The 14,432-nt window shown below is 63.0% G+C and carries 16 protein-coding genes; 6 read left to right on the top strand and 10 right to left on the bottom strand.

Annotated elements, in window-relative coordinates; translation table 11 throughout:
* Positions 1–10: 10 nt before the first annotated feature.
* Both rsmA and EDC35_RS07210 read right to left on the bottom strand, forming a co-directional pair.
* Complete coding sequence (rsmA, locus tag EDC35_RS07215; protein WP_132976569.1) at positions 11–811, bottom strand: 16S rRNA (adenine(1518)-N(6)/adenine(1519)-N(6))-dimethyltransferase RsmA; 801 nt, start codon at positions 809–811, stop codon at positions 11–13.
* Between the two features lie 254 nt (positions 812–1,065).
* Positions 1,066–1,380, bottom strand: coding sequence for a DUF3301 domain-containing protein (locus EDC35_RS07210; protein ID WP_132976568.1), 315 nt, complete (start codon positions 1,378–1,380; stop codon positions 1,066–1,068).
* A gap of 253 nt (positions 1,381–1,633) precedes the next feature.
* On the opposite strand from EDC35_RS07210, the gene EDC35_RS18500 reads away from it, so the two are divergent.
* Positions 1,634–1,813, top strand: coding sequence for a hypothetical protein (locus tag EDC35_RS18500; RefSeq protein WP_165903371.1), 180 nt, complete (start codon positions 1,634–1,636; stop codon positions 1,811–1,813).
* Positions 1,814–1,855: 42 nt separating this feature from the next.
* Positions 1,856–2,179: a DMT family transporter gene (locus EDC35_RS07200; protein WP_132976566.1), complete on the top strand. Its 324-nt coding sequence runs from the start codon at positions 1,856–1,858 to the stop codon at positions 2,177–2,179.
* An 89-nt stretch (positions 2,180–2,268) separates the two neighbouring features.
* Here EDC35_RS07200 and mtnA read toward each other — a convergent pair whose 3' ends face one another.
* A complete protein-coding gene (mtnA, locus tag EDC35_RS07195) occupies positions 2,269–3,321 on the bottom strand; it encodes an S-methyl-5-thioribose-1-phosphate isomerase (RefSeq protein WP_132976565.1) in 1,053 nt (350 codons plus the stop codon).
* 68 nt (positions 3,322–3,389) lie between these two features.
* On the opposite strand from mtnA, the gene EDC35_RS07190 reads away from it, so the two are divergent.
* On the top strand, positions 3,390–4,706 hold the full coding sequence (locus tag EDC35_RS07190) for a TRZ/ATZ family hydrolase (protein WP_132976564.1): 1,317 nt from the start codon (positions 3,390–3,392) through the stop codon (positions 4,704–4,706).
* 156 nt (positions 4,707–4,862) lie between these two features.
* Here EDC35_RS07190 and EDC35_RS07185 read toward each other — a convergent pair whose 3' ends face one another.
* Positions 4,863–5,930 carry an FAD:protein FMN transferase gene (locus EDC35_RS07185; RefSeq protein ID WP_132976563.1) on the bottom strand — a complete coding sequence of 356 codons (1,068 nt, stop codon included), beginning with the start codon at positions 5,928–5,930 and terminating at the stop codon, positions 4,863–4,865.
* 202 nt (positions 5,931–6,132) lie between these two features.
* On the opposite strand from EDC35_RS07185, the gene EDC35_RS07180 reads away from it, so the two are divergent.
* The 3 genes from EDC35_RS07180 to EDC35_RS07170 all read left to right on the top strand — a co-directional run bounded on the left by EDC35_RS07180 (position 6,133) and on the right by EDC35_RS07170 (position 9,231).
* Positions 6,133–7,143 carry a TRAP transporter substrate-binding protein gene (locus tag EDC35_RS07180; protein ID WP_132976562.1) on the top strand — a complete coding sequence of 337 codons (1,011 nt, stop codon included), beginning with the start codon at positions 6,133–6,135 and terminating at the stop codon, positions 7,141–7,143.
* A 94-nt stretch (positions 7,144–7,237) separates the two neighbouring features.
* Positions 7,238–7,951, top strand: coding sequence for a TRAP transporter small permease (locus EDC35_RS07175; protein ID WP_132976561.1), 714 nt, complete (start codon positions 7,238–7,240; stop codon positions 7,949–7,951).
* Positions 7,948–9,231: a TRAP transporter large permease gene (locus EDC35_RS07170; RefSeq protein ID WP_132976560.1), complete on the top strand. Its 1,284-nt coding sequence runs from the start codon at positions 7,948–7,950 to the stop codon at positions 9,229–9,231. The genes EDC35_RS07175 and EDC35_RS07170 overlap by 4 nt, the downstream gene beginning before the upstream one ends.
* A gap of 66 nt (positions 9,232–9,297) precedes the next feature.
* Here EDC35_RS07170 and EDC35_RS07165 read toward each other — a convergent pair whose 3' ends face one another.
* Genes EDC35_RS07165 through EDC35_RS07140 form a run of 6 tightly spaced genes read right to left on the bottom strand, consistent with a single transcriptional unit; the run spans position 9,298 to position 14,377 of the window.
* Complete coding sequence (locus tag EDC35_RS07165) at positions 9,298–9,654, bottom strand: 4Fe-4S dicluster domain-containing protein (protein ID WP_132976559.1); 357 nt, start codon at positions 9,652–9,654, stop codon at positions 9,298–9,300.
* Between the two features lie 4 nt (positions 9,655–9,658).
* Positions 9,659–10,738, bottom strand: a complete 1,080-nt coding sequence (locus EDC35_RS07160) for a hydrogenase large subunit (protein ID WP_132976558.1) — start codon at positions 10,736–10,738, stop codon at positions 9,659–9,661.
* Positions 10,739–10,741: 3 nt separating this feature from the next.
* Complete coding sequence (locus EDC35_RS07155) at positions 10,742–11,140, bottom strand: NADH-quinone oxidoreductase subunit C (RefSeq protein WP_132976557.1); 399 nt, start codon at positions 11,138–11,140, stop codon at positions 10,742–10,744.
* Positions 11,137–11,586 carry an NADH-quinone oxidoreductase subunit B family protein gene (locus tag EDC35_RS07150; protein ID WP_132976556.1) on the bottom strand — a complete coding sequence of 150 codons (450 nt, stop codon included), beginning with the start codon at positions 11,584–11,586 and terminating at the stop codon, positions 11,137–11,139. The genes EDC35_RS07155 and EDC35_RS07150 overlap by 4 nt, the downstream gene beginning before the upstream one ends.
* 23 nt (positions 11,587–11,609) lie before the next feature.
* Positions 11,610–12,470: a respiratory chain complex I subunit 1 family protein gene (locus tag EDC35_RS07145; RefSeq protein ID WP_132976555.1), complete on the bottom strand. Its 861-nt coding sequence runs from the start codon at positions 12,468–12,470 to the stop codon at positions 11,610–11,612.
* Positions 12,467–14,377, bottom strand: a complete 1,911-nt coding sequence (locus EDC35_RS07140) for an NADH-quinone oxidoreductase subunit 5 family protein (protein WP_243651507.1) — start codon at positions 14,375–14,377, stop codon at positions 12,467–12,469. Before EDC35_RS07140 ends, EDC35_RS07145 begins: the two co-directional genes overlap by 4 nt.
* Positions 14,378–14,432 lie beyond the last annotated feature (55 nt).

The following is a 14,432-nucleotide window of genomic DNA, read 5'->3' as shown; positions in this document are numbered from 1 at the left end:
CTCCGCGTCATCAGTCCGGCTGCGAACGCTGCGCCCGGCAGACGGCGTTTGCCAGCCGGGCATAACTGGCGATATCGAGATTTTCTGCGCGCCGGGTCGGGTCGATGTCGGCCTCATCGAAGAGCGCCTGATCGACGAGCCCGGAAAGGCTGTTGCGCAGCGTCTTGCGCCGCTGACCGAAAGCCGCCGCGACGATCCGTGCATGCAGCGCCGGATCATCGATCGGATACGGCAGGGGATGCAGGGGCCGCAGACGCAGAAAGGCCGATTCCACCTTGGGCGCGGGTTTGAACGCGCCGGGGCCGATCAGAAAGAGGCGGCTGGCGCTGCATCGACTCTGCACCATCACCGAGAGCCGTCCATAGGTCTTGTCGCCGGGATCGGCGACGATGCGATCCACGACCTCTTTTTGCAGCATCAGATGCAGATCGAGCAGACAATCGGCCTGGTCGATGAAATGGAAGAGCAGCGGAGTGGAGATGTTATAGGGCAGATTGCCGACCACGCGAAGCTTCTCTTCATCCGCCACCAGTTGGCAGAGATCGAAAGCGAGCGCATCCCCATGATGGATGCGCAGATCGCCCAGGGGGCCAAGCTGCTGACGCAGCGGCTCGATGAGATCGCGGTCCAGCTCGACCACATCAAGCCTGCCGACGGCAGCGAGCAAACCCCTGGTGATAGCGCCCTGACCGGGGCCGATCTCGACCAGCCGCTCGCCCGGGCGGGCAGTGATCGCGGCATGGATACGCTGGATGACCCCGGGGTCGTGAAGAAAATTCTGGCCGAAGCGTTTGCGGGCTTGATGTTCCATCGCGCTAAACCGCGTCCAGCGCAATATGCGTCATTTTCATTTTGTATTCAGCTCTGATGAGGCCAGCGACCTCAGTGGAGACGCGGTTTAAAATTTAATATTATTGAATGACTTAAACCGCGCCAGCGCCAACCGTCGTCGATTCTGCCAAGGCCGGCCCAATCCCCAAACATCGCCTGTCGCACCGGGCGCGGTTTAGGGTACCCGAAATTAGGGTTTGGCGTCCGCCGGAGGACGGCGACCGCGCGTGGCGCTCAGGCGTCCGCGACCTGATCCGGCAGGCCGAAACTCAGTTCCTCCAGATGCAGACCGCGCAGCACCAGATAGCCGCTGCGCCGACCGGTGCCCTCCTCGCTGAAATCGAAGCGGTAGACCCGGCGCAGCCGCACGCCTTCGGCGCGCCAGGCCAGCCCGAGCCGGCGCAGCGCGACGGCCTGATCCAGAAACTGAAGATCGCGCTGGACGCAGGCGGCCTGACAGATGCCGACCGCGATCTCGCGGGCGCGCAGGCTGTCGAGCCAGAACCAGCCCAGCAGCAACAGCAGAAAGATGGCCAGAAGATCGCTCATGGGTATCCTTGGCAGTTGGCAGTTGGCAGTTGGCAGTTGGCGGCGGTAGTGTATCTGCTCGAACCGGAATTCACAGTGATCAGCGCCATTCCTCGCCCTCATGAACAAGCCTTTCTTCGCCCCTTGCTGGGCGCTCATCGCCTTGATGCTGACTGCATGCGACCCACCTCCCGCGCCAACCGCAGCGGACAGGGTCGAGACGCCGCAACCGTCTGGCGGGATGGCATCCAGCCGCCCCGATGAATTGGCGAGATTGCTGAATGAAACCAAGGATCATCTGGCCGAGAATCGCACCGATCAGGCGCAAAAGACGATGAACCGGCTGCGGATGCTTAAAAGCAGTCTGCCGACGGAGCGACAGCTCGACATCGACCGACTCGACGCCATGTTCGCGGACGACTCGTCACTGATCGCTCTGCCCTTCAAACATTGACTCGGGCGCCCAACCGCCCATCACGCTGGAGAATCGACTGCAATGGCCTGGATCTATCTCGTGGTTGCTGGGATGTTTGAATGGGGCTGGCCGGTCGGGCTCAAGTTCGGCCTGACGGACGCGGGGCTGCATTGGGGCTGGATCGCCTTCGCCATCTTCTGCATCCTCGCCAGCGGCGCCTGTCTGCTGGTCGCCCAGAAGACCATCCCGATGGGCACCGCCTATGCGGTCTGGACCGGCATTGGCGCGGTGGGCGCTTTCGTCATCGGCATCCTGCTGTTCGCCGAGCCGGCGACCCTGGCGCGTTTCTTCTTCGTCGGTCTGATCCTGATCGGCATCATTGGCCTCAAGCTCGTTTCCGAGTAGGGGCGAATTTATTCGCCCCTACTACGGCGGTACCGGCCAGTATCATCGGGCTCAAGCTGGTGCCGGAGCCGGGGCGAATGAATTCGCCCCTACCCCATCAACGCCCGCATTTTCTCGGTCGTCGGGTTCAGCACCACACCGCGTTCGGTGACGATGGCATCGACCAGCGCGGCGGGGGTCACGTCAAACACCGGATTGCGCGCCAGACAGCCCGCCGGGGCGATGCGCCGTCCGCCGCAGCCCAGCAGTTCCGCAGGATCGCGCTCCTCAATGGGGATCTCGGCGCCGGAGCTGATCGCCATATCGACCGTGGAGGTCGGCGCGGCGACCATCACCCTGATGCCGTGATATTTAGCCATGACCGCCAGACCATAGGTGCCGATCTTGTTGGCCACGTCACCGTTGGCCGCGATCCGATCCGAGCCGACGATGACCCAGCCGACCGTCCCGCCCGCCATCAGGCTTGCCGCCGCGCAGTCGGCTTGCAGGGTGACGGGGATACCGTCATGCATCAGCTCCCAGGCGGTGAGCCGCGCGCCCTGCATCCAGGGCCGGGTCTCGTCGGCGTAGACACGGCGGATCCTGCCGGCAGCATAAGCACTGCGCACCACGCCCAGCGCGGTGCCATAACCGCCGGTGGCGATGGCACCCGCGTTGCAGTGCGTGATGATGTCGGTCGGACCCGCGATCAACTCGGCACCCAGATCGCCGATGCGCCGGTTTGCGGCGCGATCTTCCTCATGGATGGCGAGCGCCTCATCCAACAGAGCCGGGGTCGGATCGGCGGCATCCAGTTGCGCGATCCGGTCGCGCATGCGCCGGATGGCCCAGAAGAGATTGACCGCCGTCGGACGGGATGCCGCCAGACGTTCGAGATCGGCCTCGATGGCCTGCCTCCAGCCCGCACCGGCGGCGGCAAAGGCATCGCGTCCCGCGAGCACCACACCATAGGCCGCCGTCACCCCAATGGCGGGCGCACCACGCACGACCATGTCATGAATGGCGTCGGCCACCTCGGCGGCATGGTCGTAGACCAGAAACTCGGCGCGCTCAGGCAGCAGACGCTGATCGGCCAGATACAGACGGCCTTCATGCCAGAGCGCGGCATCGTCGGGCGTGGGGATGGCGGGGGTGGTTTTCATCAATGTCTCCTTGTGGCATGTTGCCCGCCATTCTCTCCCATTCGACGCCACAACCAAAGGACCGCACGATGCAAGCCGAACTCCTGATCCATGCGCAGTGGATGCTTCCTGTTGACCCCGAAGATCGGCAACTGACCGAGCATGCGGTCGCCATTGCCGAGGGGCGCATTCTGGCAGTCCTGCCTTCCGCTGAAGCGCGGCAGTCGATCCAGGCCGAACGGGTGGTCGAGCTGCCGGGTCATGTGCTGATTCCGGGACTGGTGAATGCCCACACCCATGCCGCCATGACACTGATGCGCGGTCTGGCCGACGATCTGCCGTTGATGACCTGGCTGCACGATCACATCTGGCCGGCCGAACAGCGCTGGGTGGATCCGGCATTCGTCGGCGACGGCACGCGGCTGGCGGTGCTGGAGATGCTGCGCGGCGGTGTGACCTGCTACAACGACATGTATTTCCACCCGGACGTGACGGCGCAGGTGACGGCGGAGGCCGGGATGCGCGCCGTGATCGGCATGATCGTGGTCGATTTTCCGACCGGCTATGCGGATTGCGCCGACGCCTACATCGCCAAGGGGCTTTGCCTGCACGATCAGTATCGTGACCATCCGCTGATCCGGGTCGCCTTCGCGCCGCATTCGCCTTATGCCGTCTGCGACGCGCCGCTGCAACGGGTCCGCACCCTGGCCGACGAGCTGGAGGTGCCGATCCATCTCCATCTGCATGAGACCCACGACGAGATCGTCCAATCGCTGCGCGATCATGGCGAGCGTCCATTGAGCCGTCTGGACCGTCTGGGGCTGATCGGGCCGAATCTGGTGTCCATCCACATGACCCAGCTCGAAGAGGCCGAGATCGCGCGGCTGGCCGAGACCGGCGCGCATGTGGTGCACTGTCCGGAGTCGAATCTCAAGCTGGCGAGCGGCTTCTGCCCGGTCGCCAGACTGCTGGAGGCCGGCGTCAATGTCGCGCTCGGCACCGATGGCGCAGCCAGCAACAACGACCTGAATCTGCTGGGCGAGATGCGCACCGCCGCGCTGCTCGGCAAGGGCGTGGCGGGCTCGGCCTCGGCCGTGCCCGCTGCCGCCGCGCTGCGGATGGCGACGATCAACGGCGCACGCGCCCTGGGGCTGGAGGATGAGATCGGCTCGCTGGAGCCGGGGAAGTCAGCCGACCTCGTCGCCCTGGATCTGCGCGATCCGCATACGCAGCCGCTCTATCATCCGGTGTCGCAACTGGTCTATGCCGCCGGGCGTCATCAGGTGCGTCAGGTCTGGATCCAGGGGCGTCAGGTGCTCCGCGACGGGATGCCTACGCGGCTGGATACGGCGGAGATCGTCGCAACGGCTCAGGTCTGGGGCGAGCGGCTGGAGATCATGGGATAAGATCGTAGGGGCGAATTCATTCGCCCCAGCAGTTGCTCCAAGCGTGACGGGGTATTCACCCCGTCACGTACGTGTTGAAGACAGATCGGCATCGCTCAAACCGTTTCGGACGGGGCGAATGCCCCGTCCGGCTGGGTTCAATCGTTCCTGTCAGTTTCACTCGCCCCGTTCATCGCCTTCGACTTCGCTTTGAAACCCCGGCGTGCCGAAGCCGCGCAGGCCGTCGCCCTCGCGGACGATAAAATAGGCCGCCAGCCCCTGGGCTTCGGCCAGCGCCGGACCGCGCTGGTCGCCGAGTACCATGAGCGCGGTCGCCAGACCATCAACCACCCGACCGCTGTCGCCAACGACCGTGACCGAGCCCAGATTGCGATCGACCGGGGCGCCGGTGGCGGGGTCGATCTCGTGCGAATAGCGTTTGCCGTCCTGTTCGAAGAAATTGCGATAGTCGCCCGAGGTCGAGAGCGCCCGATCCGAGACCGGAATGATGCGATGCACGGCGCGCCGGTCGGGGCGCGGTTCTTCAATCGCAATCGCCCACGGCTGGCCTTTGGCATTGAGCCCTTTGGCGCGGATGGCGCCGGCCACCGCGATCATGTAATCCGTCACGCCCTGCCCATCCAGCCAGACCGCGAGCCGATCGGCCCCCTCCCCTTCCCCCAAGGCGGAGAGGTCGATATAGAGATCGGCGCGCGCCTTGCGTACCGCCGGTGGCGAGGCGCGCAGTTCCAGCTTCTGCCAGCCAACCCGCTCACGCGCCGCCTGGATCTGCTCGGCGCTCGGCACCGTCTCGGGCCGTGACTCGGGACCAAAGCCCCAGAGATTGACCAGCGGTCCGATGGTGATGTCAAAGGCGCCATCGGTCAGTGCGGCGATGCGCTGACCTTCGGCGATGACGGCATAGAGATTGGGCGAGACCGGAATCCAGTCGGTGCTCGGATTGCGGTTGAGCCGCGACAATTCGGAGGTTTCGTCATAGGTCGAAATTTCAGCGATCACCTGATCAAGCACGGCTTCCAGTCCCGGTTTCAAACCTTCGGTGGTCAGGCCGGCGGGTGGGCGGGCGATCTTGACCGAATAGTAGGTACCCATCGTCGGGCCATCGATTTCGATCAGAGGCGCTGCCCGCTCTCCACAGGCAGTCAGCGAGAGGATCGTCAGGGCGATGGCAGACCAGCCACGGGCGCCTGCAACCTTGGAACGGATGAAGCCGGATTTGAACATCGGAGATTCCTGAAAAATGGGCAGTTCGAGCAACAGAGCCTGCGGATGCCGCAATCGCGGCCGGATGCCCACGCGTCTGGCGAGAGGTTCCCCTGTCTTGAAGGCAGCCCAACGGACGTGTAGTCTGCAACGGGTTCTTCGTCACATGACGTTGAATTCTATAGCCTAACGAAAGACTATTTCAAATGATGAGGGGTACAGCATGAAATTTCCCGTCCTGATACTCGGCCTGGCGCTCTCCATTGGCGCAGCAAGCGCTGTCCAGGCCGCCGATCAGCCGATCGTCATCAAGTTCAGCCATGTGGTCGCATCGGACACACCAAAGGGAAAAGCCGCCGATTTCTTCGCCAAGCGCGCCGCCGAGCTGACCGGAGACAAGGTCAAGGTCGAGGTCTATGCCAACAGCCAGCTCTACAAAGACAAAGAGGAAATGGAGGCGCTCCAGATCGGCGCGGTGCAGATGCTCGCCCCTTCGCTGGCCAAGTTCGGCCCGCTGGGCGTCAAGGACTTCGAGGCCTTCGACCTGCCCTACATCTTCACCGACTATGACGATCTGCACACGGTCACTCAGGGCGAGATCGGCAAGTCGATCCTCAAAAAGCTGGAGCCCAAGGGCATCGTCGGTCTGGCTTACTGGGACAATGGCTTCAAGTCCTTCTCGGCCAATTTCCCGATCAAGACGCCCGATGACATGAAGGGCAAGAAATTCCGTATCCAGTCGTCCAAGGTGCTCGAAGCGCAGATGAAGGCGCTCGGCGCGCTGCCGCAGGTCATGGCGTTCTCCGAGGTGTATCAGGCGCTCGACACCGGCGTGGTGGATGGCACCGAAAACCCGCCGTCCAACATGTACACCCAGAAGATGCATGAGGTGCAATCCGACCTGACCCTGACCCAGCACGGCTATCTGGGCTATGCGGTCATCGTCAACAAAAAATTCTGGGAAGGTCTGCCGGATGACATCCGCAAGCAGTTGAACCAGGCCATGGACGAAGCCACCGAACTGGCAAACAAGATCGCCAAGGAAGAAAACGATCAGGCGCTGGCCGGCATTGAGGCGAGCGGCAAGACCAAGATCTATAAGCCCACTGACGAAGAGAAGCTGGCCTTCAAACTCAAGCTGGTGCCGGTGCACGAAAAAATGGCCCCGCGCGTCGGCAAGAAGCTGATTCAGGACATCTATCAGGCAACCGGCTTCAAGCCCGACTCGCTTTAAACGGCGTCAAGAGTGACGGGCGGCGTTTCGAGTCATGGCTCGAAATGTCGCCCGTCATTTTTTTTGAATGCGGTTTAAATTGGAGCATCCACGCATGAAACTGCTCGATCATCTTGAAGAATGGCTCGTGATTCTGTTCATGGGCAGCGCGACCCTGATCGTCTTCGCCTCGGTCCTGCACCGTTATGCCTCCGGCTATGACATTCCCGTCGTGCAGGACTGGCTGCTGTCGCTCGACTTCGGCTGGACTCAGGAACTCTGCATCATCCTTTTCGTCTGGATGGCCAAATTCGGCGCCGCCTACGGGGTACGAACCGGCATCCATGTCGGCGTCGATGTGCTGATCAACCGTCTCTCGGACAGCCGGCGCGCCAAAATCATCCTCTTCGGCCTGCTGGCCGGCGCAATCTTCACCGCCATCGTCGCCACGCTCGGCGCCCGCTTCATCTGGGAAAACGGTGCGCATTACGCCACGCTGAATCTCTTTGGTCTGGAGACCGGCGACCTCCCGGAAGGCCCGACCACGCCCGATCTCGAATGGCCGACCTGGCTCGTCTATCTGGCGGTGCCGCTGGGCTCGACCCTCATGTGCTTCCGCTTTCTGCAGGTGGCTTACAGCTTCCTCCGCACCGGCGAACTGCCGCAGCATGACCACGGCCATGTCGAAGGTCTGGCCGAAGAAACCGTGCCGGTGGATGTGAACGTCTACGACATGGACGACAACCTGCATTACCGCGATCTCAAACATCCATCCCTGGGCGAGTCCGACCGCCAGGACGGCGCCGACCGCGAGGACCGCCAGTCATGAGCGCACTCATCATCTTCGGTATCCTGACCCTGCTCATGCTGACCGGGATGCCGATTTCCATCGCGCTCGGTCTGACCGTGCTCACCTTCCTCTTCACCATGACCCAGGTGCCGCTCGAATCCGTGGCGCTCAAGCTCTTCACCGGCATCGAGAAGTTCGAGATCATGGCGATCCCCTTCTTCATCCTCGCCGGTAATTTTCTGACCCACGGCGGGGTGGCGCGACGCATGATCGCCTTCGCCTCGGCGATGGTCGGACACTGGTACGGCGGGCTGGGTCTGGCCGGCGTCGCGGCCTGCGCGCTCTTCGCGGCGGTCTCGGGCTCCAGTCCGGCGACCGTGGTGGCGATCGGCTCGATCCTGCTGCCGGCGATGCTCAAGGCCGGTTTTCCCCGCAAATTCGGCGCCGGTATCGTCACCACCTCGGGCGCGCTCGGCATCCTCATCCCGCCGTCCATCGTGATGGTGATGTACGCAGTGGCGACCAACACCTCGGTCGGCGCCATGTTCATGGCGGGCGTGATTCCGGGCATCGGACTCGCCGCCGTACTGGGCGGCGTGACCTGGTGGCGGGCACGCAAATTCGGCTATCCGCGTATGCCCAAGGCGAGTTTCGGCGAGCGCTGGCGCACCTTCCGCGAGTCGATCTGGGGTCTGATGCTGATCGTCATCGTGATGGGCGGTATCTATGCCGGACTCTTCACCCCGACCGAGGCCGCCGCCATGAGCGCGGTCTATGCCTTCATCGTCGCCGTCTTCATCTACAAGGACATGCAACTCAAGGACGTGCCGCGTGTGCTGCTGAACTCGGCGAACATGAGCGCCATGCTGCTCTACATCATCACCAACGCCGTGATGTTCTCATTCATCCTCACCAACGAGAACATCCCGCAGACGCTCGCCGACTGGATGCTGGCGCAGGGATTGGGGCCGATCGGCTTCCTGCTGGCGGTCAACGTCCTGCTGCTGGCAGCTGGCAACTTCATGGAGCCGACCTCCATCGTGCTCATCTTTGCGCCGATCCTCTTTCCAGTAGCGATGGCGCTCGGGATCGATCCGGTGCATTTCGGCATCGTGATGGTGGTGAACATGGAGATCGGCATGTGTCACCCGCCGGTGGGGCTCAATCTCTATGTCGCCTCGGGCATCACCAAGATGGGCATCACCGAACTGACCGTCGCCGTCTGGCCCTGGCTGCTGGCGATGCTCTGCTTCCTGATGCTCGTCACCTACTGGCCGACGATGTCGATCTGGCTGCCGACCTACCTGGGAATGATGTAGCGGCAATGACACAGGCCCGTCGTCTTGCGGCGCGGGCCTGATGTCTGACGTATCCTGGAAACCGCCTTAAACAGCAGGCGACTCGAATGCCTGCCGAAAACCGAGCACATCCTTGGCCAGCATCGGCGGCCAGGGCTTGTCGCTCAGGGTGATGCAGCCTTCGCGGCAACCCTCAATGCAGTTCTCGCAGAGGATGCAGAGACTGTGGTCGATGGCCCAGGTCCGGTCTTTTTTGCTGGCGACGATGGCGCGGGTCGGGCATTTGACGGCGCAGACGGTGCAGAAATCGCAGTTGTCGATGGCGAACGCGACATGCCCGCGCGTGCGGGCATAGGGCGTGCGCTGCTCGAATGGATAGAGCCGGGTCGCGGGACGCTGCATGGCGTTCCGGGTCACCAGCGTGGAGATGGGGAACCAGGACATGGCGTTACCTCTCGTTACAGCTCACGCAGGGATCGATGGTCAGCACGATGACCGGCACGTCGGCCAGTTCGCTTCCTTTGAGCATGTGCACCAGCGGGGCGATGTTGGCGAAGGTCGGGGTGCGGACGCGGAAGCGTTCCAGGTTTTTCTGGCCGTTGGCCTGCATGTAATAACAGACCTCGCCGCGCGGCTGTTCGAGCCGAAACATGGCCTCGCCCTTGGGCCTTTTGCCTTTCGCCGAGACCTCGATCTCGCCTGACGGCAGACGGTCGAGACACTGGGCGATGAGATCGAACGACTGGCTGATCTCGCGCAGACGCACCTCGCAGCGGGCGTAGCAGTCGCCCGCCTGCTCGACGATCGGCTCCCAGTCGAGTTCGCCGTAGGCGGCATAGCCGAGCTTCCGGGTGTCGCGCACGATGCCGCTGGCGCGGATCACCGGCCCGACGGCGCCGAGCGCATAGGCGTCCTCGCCACTGAGCAGACCGACGCCGACGGTGCGCTGTTTGACGGTGGGATCGCGGCGAAAGATCGTCGCCAGTTCATCGTAGCCGGTTTCGATGTCGCGCAAACGCTGGCGCACCCGCTGCACGGTGTCGGCATCGAGATCCTTGCGGATACCGCCGACCTTGCAGGTGCCGAAGATGACCCGTCCGCCGGTGGTCTCTTCAATGATATCGACGATCGCCTCGCGGATGCGCCAGCTCTGCATGAAGAGGCTCTCGAAGCCGAAGGCGTCGGCAGCCAGTCCCAGCCACAGCAGATGGCTCTGGATCCGCGACAGTTCGGCCCAGACGGTGCGCAGATAGGCGGCGCGCGGCGGCGCCTCGATGCCCAGAAGCTGTTCGATGCCCTGACAGTAGCCCTGACTGTGGATGAAGCTGCAAATGCCGCAGATGCGCTCGGCGACCTGCGCCATCTCGGTGAAGTCATGACGCTCGGCGAGCAGTTCGAGCCCGCGATGCACATAGCCGATGGACGGCAGCGCCTGCACGACCCGCTCGTCGTCGAGTTCGAGATCGAGATGGATGGGCTCGGGCAGGACCGGATGCTGCGGGCCGAAGGGGACGATGGTATTGGACATGACTCAGACCTCCTGACCGGCTTTGGTGGCTGTCGCGGCGCCTTTTTTCACCACGACCTCGCCGGAAAAGGCGATCTTGGTCTTGGTGCGCAGAAAGTTTCCGCCATAATCGAGCGTCAGACCCGGTACGACCACGCCGAACAGATCCTTGAGTTCGTTTTCATAGGTGAAAGCGGCGGGAAAGATGGCGCTCAGGCTGGGCAGTTCCGGGTGGTCGCGCGGAATGCGGGTGCGGTAATTCACGCAGCGATAATCTTTGTCGTAACTGACCATGATCTCGAAATGATCCGCACGCGCGGTGCCGGTCATCTGCACCAGACGAAAGCCCTCAGACTGATGGCGGACGGCGGTCGTCACCCATTGATCGAGTTCGAGATCCTCGAACGGTTCGCCCAGACTCATGCTGCCACCATTTTACGTTGACGTTTACGCTCTTTCGCCCGCTCGTCCAGGATGGCGAGCGCCTGCACGACCCCATCGATGATTGCCTCGGGGCGCGCGGCGCAGCCGGGGACATAGACATCGACCGGAATGACCTTGTCGATGCCGCCATAGACATTGTAGGCATCGCGGAAGATGCCGCCGCTGAGTGCGCAGGCGCCAATGGCGACCACGGCCTTGGGGTCGGGCATCTGCGCATAGAGATTCTCGACCACCTTGCGCGACTCCTCGTTCACCGAGCCGGTGACGAGAAAGATGTCGGCGTGCTTGGGATTGCCGGTATTGACGATGCCGAACCGCTCCACGTCGTAATGCGGCGTCAGGCAGGCCAGCAGCTCAATATCGCAGCCGTTGCAACTGGTCGCTGCGTAATGCAGGATCCAGGGGGATTTTGTGATGAAAGACATCGTCTAGTTACCCGCTTGAAAACCTAAGCAAACAGCGACAGCAGCACGAGATTGGTCACGCCAAACAGGCCCGTGACCCACCAGGACAACCTGAGCGTGGGCGCCCATTTGAGCCGCGCATGGGTGTTATCGACCAGCACCTCGCCGAAAAAGAGAATGAGCGAGATCGGCAGCGCCCAGGCCACGCCCAGCGGGGCGAAGAAGAGATAGAGCCAGCCGAGCAGGATGACGTTCTCGTACCAGTGACCAATCTCGACCAGCGCCAGATCGCTGCCTGAGAAGTCGGTGGTGAGACCCTTGACCAGTTCCTGATGGCCATGGTGCGACGAGCTGAGATCGAAAGGCGATTTGCGCAGCTTGATGGTGAGGATGAAGAGAAAGCCGATCAGAATGCCGCCAAGCTCCAGCACCTGCCAGGGCTCGCCAGCGATGATGTCGGAGACGCGGAAACTGCCGGTCACCAGAAAAAAGCCGAGCGGGACGATCAGCAGCATCGGCTCATAGGCCATCATCAGCATCAGCTCGCGCGAAGAGCCGATGTTGCTGTAGGGCGAATTGGTCGCATAGGCGGCGAGACAGAGCAGGATCCCCGATACCGCGAGTGCGAACAGACTCAGCAGCAGATCGCCGCCGAGAAAGAGGATGAATCCCGAAATCGCCATGAACAGCAGAAAGCCCCAGAGATAGAGTGTCTGCAGCGAGGTGACGACCAGGGTGTCCTTCTCGAACAGCTTAAGCACGTCGTAGATGGGTTGCAGCAGCGGCGGCCCGCGCCGGGACTGCATCCGCGCAGTCAGGATGCGGTCGAGTCCGGCCAGCAGGGCGCCGAGCAGCGGCCCCAGGATGAGAAAGGCAAAGGCCAGGGTCCAGGCGTGCGCGGTCATCGGATCGCCCCCGTCAGCATCATCAGGATCAGCAGACATCCGGAGCCGAGCAGACCGACACGGGTCAGCATCCCCTCGCGGATGAAATCGGTGAGGAAATAGCTGCGGCTGGCGACCTCGCGTTCGGCGCCCATCGCGCCGCGATAGGAGGCGCTGCCGTCCACATTGGCGCCGCTCAGATAGCCGCTCGACGCCTGGAACTGCGGCGGGCGCAGCCAGAAGAGGATGGGCAGCAGAAAGAGCGCGGCCAGCATGAAGCTCATGGTCGCAATGGTCTCCCATGGCAGATGCCCGTCCAGCGCCGGGATCAGTCCGGCGCCAATCAGCGAGCCGGTATAGGGATGAATGAAAAGCCAGTCGATCAGCGGGAAGAGCGCACAGGCCAGCGTCGTCAGTGCCGCGAGCGAGAAGAGTGCAATGGCCTCGTCGCGCGGCAGCGGCAGTTCGCTCGGCTGCGGACGGCGTGGCACGGCCACCAGCTTGCCCATCCATTTGCTCCAGAAAAAGAGCGTTGGGGCACTGCCGAAGACGATGATGACCGCGAGCAGCACGCCGCCCAGCGGCAGCACTTCCACAGTGAGGAAGGCTTGCAGGGTGGCGTATTTGCTCAGGAGCATGCCGAAGGGCGCGAGGAACATGCCGAGGATGCCGATCAGCATCGCGGCAGCCAGGGCCGGACGGCGATAGACCAGTCCTTCCATATCTTCGATGTCGCGCCCGCCGATGAGATGCGCGGTGGTCCCGGCGGCGAGAAACAGCAGCGCCTTGGCGACGGCGTGGAAGACGATCAGCAGGATCGCCGCCCACAGGGTCGCCGCCGTGCCGATGCCGACGCACATGACGATCAGCCCCAGATTGGCGATGGTCGAATAGGCCAGCACCAGCTTGGCGCTACGCTGATTGATCGCGATCAGCGAGGTGACCAGGAAGGTCAGGCCGCCGATCAGCGACAGCAGCAGTCCGGCGTAGGTATTGTGGAAGACCGGCGCGAGCTTGACCAGCAGGAAGACGCCGGCCTTGACCAGAGTGCTCGAATGCAGCAGTGCGGAGACTGGGGTCGGCGCGACCATCGCCCCCAGCAGCCAGGACGAGAAGGGCATCTGCGCCGATTTGGTCAGACCCGCGACCGCGATCAGCACCGCCGGAATGAGCGCCAGCGCACTGCCAGCGGCAACCAGTTGATCCAGCTCCCAGGTATGCAGTCCCGGCCCATGGGTCAGCCAGACCAGCGCGCCGGCAAAGGAGACGCCGCCGATGAGATTGATGCCGAGCGCGCGAAAACCGTTGCGCACCGCCTCATCCGTCCCCGAGTAAGCGATCAGCCAGAAGGAGCAGAGTGTCGTCACCTCCCAGAAGAAGAACAGCCAGAGCAGATGGTTGGAGAAGACGATGCCGAACATCGCGGCCAGAAAGACGAACAGCATGAAAAAGAACGAGCGCCGCCGCCGTTCGGGGCAGGTCGTCTTCGCCTCCTGCGCCCCATGACCATGCGCGTGATAGTCGTGCATGTAACGGACGGCATGGATGCAGATCAGACCGCCGATCACGCCGACAATGAGCGCCATCAGGACCGAGAAGCTGTCGAGATAGAAGGGCCGCGCCACGACGGGATGCTCGGGGGCCAGTTCGACGAACAGCATCAGACCCATCTGCACCAGCAACAGGACCGGGATATACCATTCGCGTCCCTTGATCTGCCGACAGGCATAGAGCAGATAGAGCGAGACCGCGATCCCACCCAGCATGAAGAGGTTGTCCAGCGCACCGGTCAGCCCCTGACCGAGCGTAAAAAATTCTGGTTCCGTGCGGAAATGGAGCAGCGCCAGCAGCAGGGTGGCGCCGCCGAGCCCATAGGCCAGCCAGCGCACGAGATTCTCGCGCTGCTCGATGTCACGCGTGGAGAGCACAGCCAGCCCTGCGCAGAGTGGAAAAAGGATCAATAGGGCGATCAACGGCATCCGG

Source organism: Thiobaca trueperi (assembly GCF_004342175.1).
In the GTDB taxonomy this organism is placed as follows: domain Bacteria; phylum Pseudomonadota; class Gammaproteobacteria; order Chromatiales; family Chromatiaceae; genus Thiobaca; species Thiobaca trueperi.
The sequence above is the reverse complement of the archived record's forward strand: the minus strand, read 5'-3'. Positions and strand labels throughout refer to the sequence as shown.

Coding starts and splice junctions, on each gene's coding strand:
- rsmA (WP_132976569.1), bottom strand. CDS start 811: ATGGAACATCAAGCCCGCAAACGCTTCGGCCAGAATTTTCTTCACGAC.
- EDC35_RS07210 (WP_132976568.1), bottom strand. CDS start 1,380: ATGAGCGATCTTCTGGCCATCTTTCTGCTGTTGCTGCTGGGCTGGTTC.
- EDC35_RS07200 (WP_132976566.1), top strand. CDS start 1,856: ATGGCCTGGATCTATCTCGTGGTTGCTGGGATGTTTGAATGGGGCTGG.
- mtnA (WP_132976565.1), bottom strand. CDS start 3,321: ATGAAAACCACCCCCGCCATCCCCACGCCCGACGATGCCGCGCTCTGG.
- EDC35_RS07190 (WP_132976564.1), top strand. CDS start 3,390: ATGCAAGCCGAACTCCTGATCCATGCGCAGTGGATGCTTCCTGTTGAC.
- EDC35_RS07185 (WP_132976563.1), bottom strand. CDS start 5,930: ATGTTCAAATCCGGCTTCATCCGTTCCAAGGTTGCAGGCGCCCGTGGC.
- EDC35_RS07180 (WP_132976562.1), top strand. CDS start 6,133: ATGAAATTTCCCGTCCTGATACTCGGCCTGGCGCTCTCCATTGGCGCA.
- EDC35_RS07175 (WP_132976561.1), top strand. CDS start 7,238: ATGAAACTGCTCGATCATCTTGAAGAATGGCTCGTGATTCTGTTCATG.
- EDC35_RS07170 (WP_132976560.1), top strand. CDS start 7,948: ATGAGCGCACTCATCATCTTCGGTATCCTGACCCTGCTCATGCTGACC.
- EDC35_RS07165 (WP_132976559.1), bottom strand. CDS start 9,654: ATGTCCTGGTTCCCCATCTCCACGCTGGTGACCCGGAACGCCATGCAG.
- EDC35_RS07160 (WP_132976558.1), bottom strand. CDS start 10,738: ATGTCCAATACCATCGTCCCCTTCGGCCCGCAGCATCCGGTCCTGCCC.
- EDC35_RS07155 (WP_132976557.1), bottom strand. CDS start 11,140: ATGAGTCTGGGCGAACCGTTCGAGGATCTCGAACTCGATCAATGGGTG.
- EDC35_RS07150 (WP_132976556.1), bottom strand. CDS start 11,586: ATGTCTTTCATCACAAAATCCCCCTGGATCCTGCATTACGCAGCGACC.
- EDC35_RS07145 (WP_132976555.1), bottom strand. CDS start 12,470: ATGACCGCGCACGCCTGGACCCTGGCCTTTGCCTTTCTCATCCTGGGG.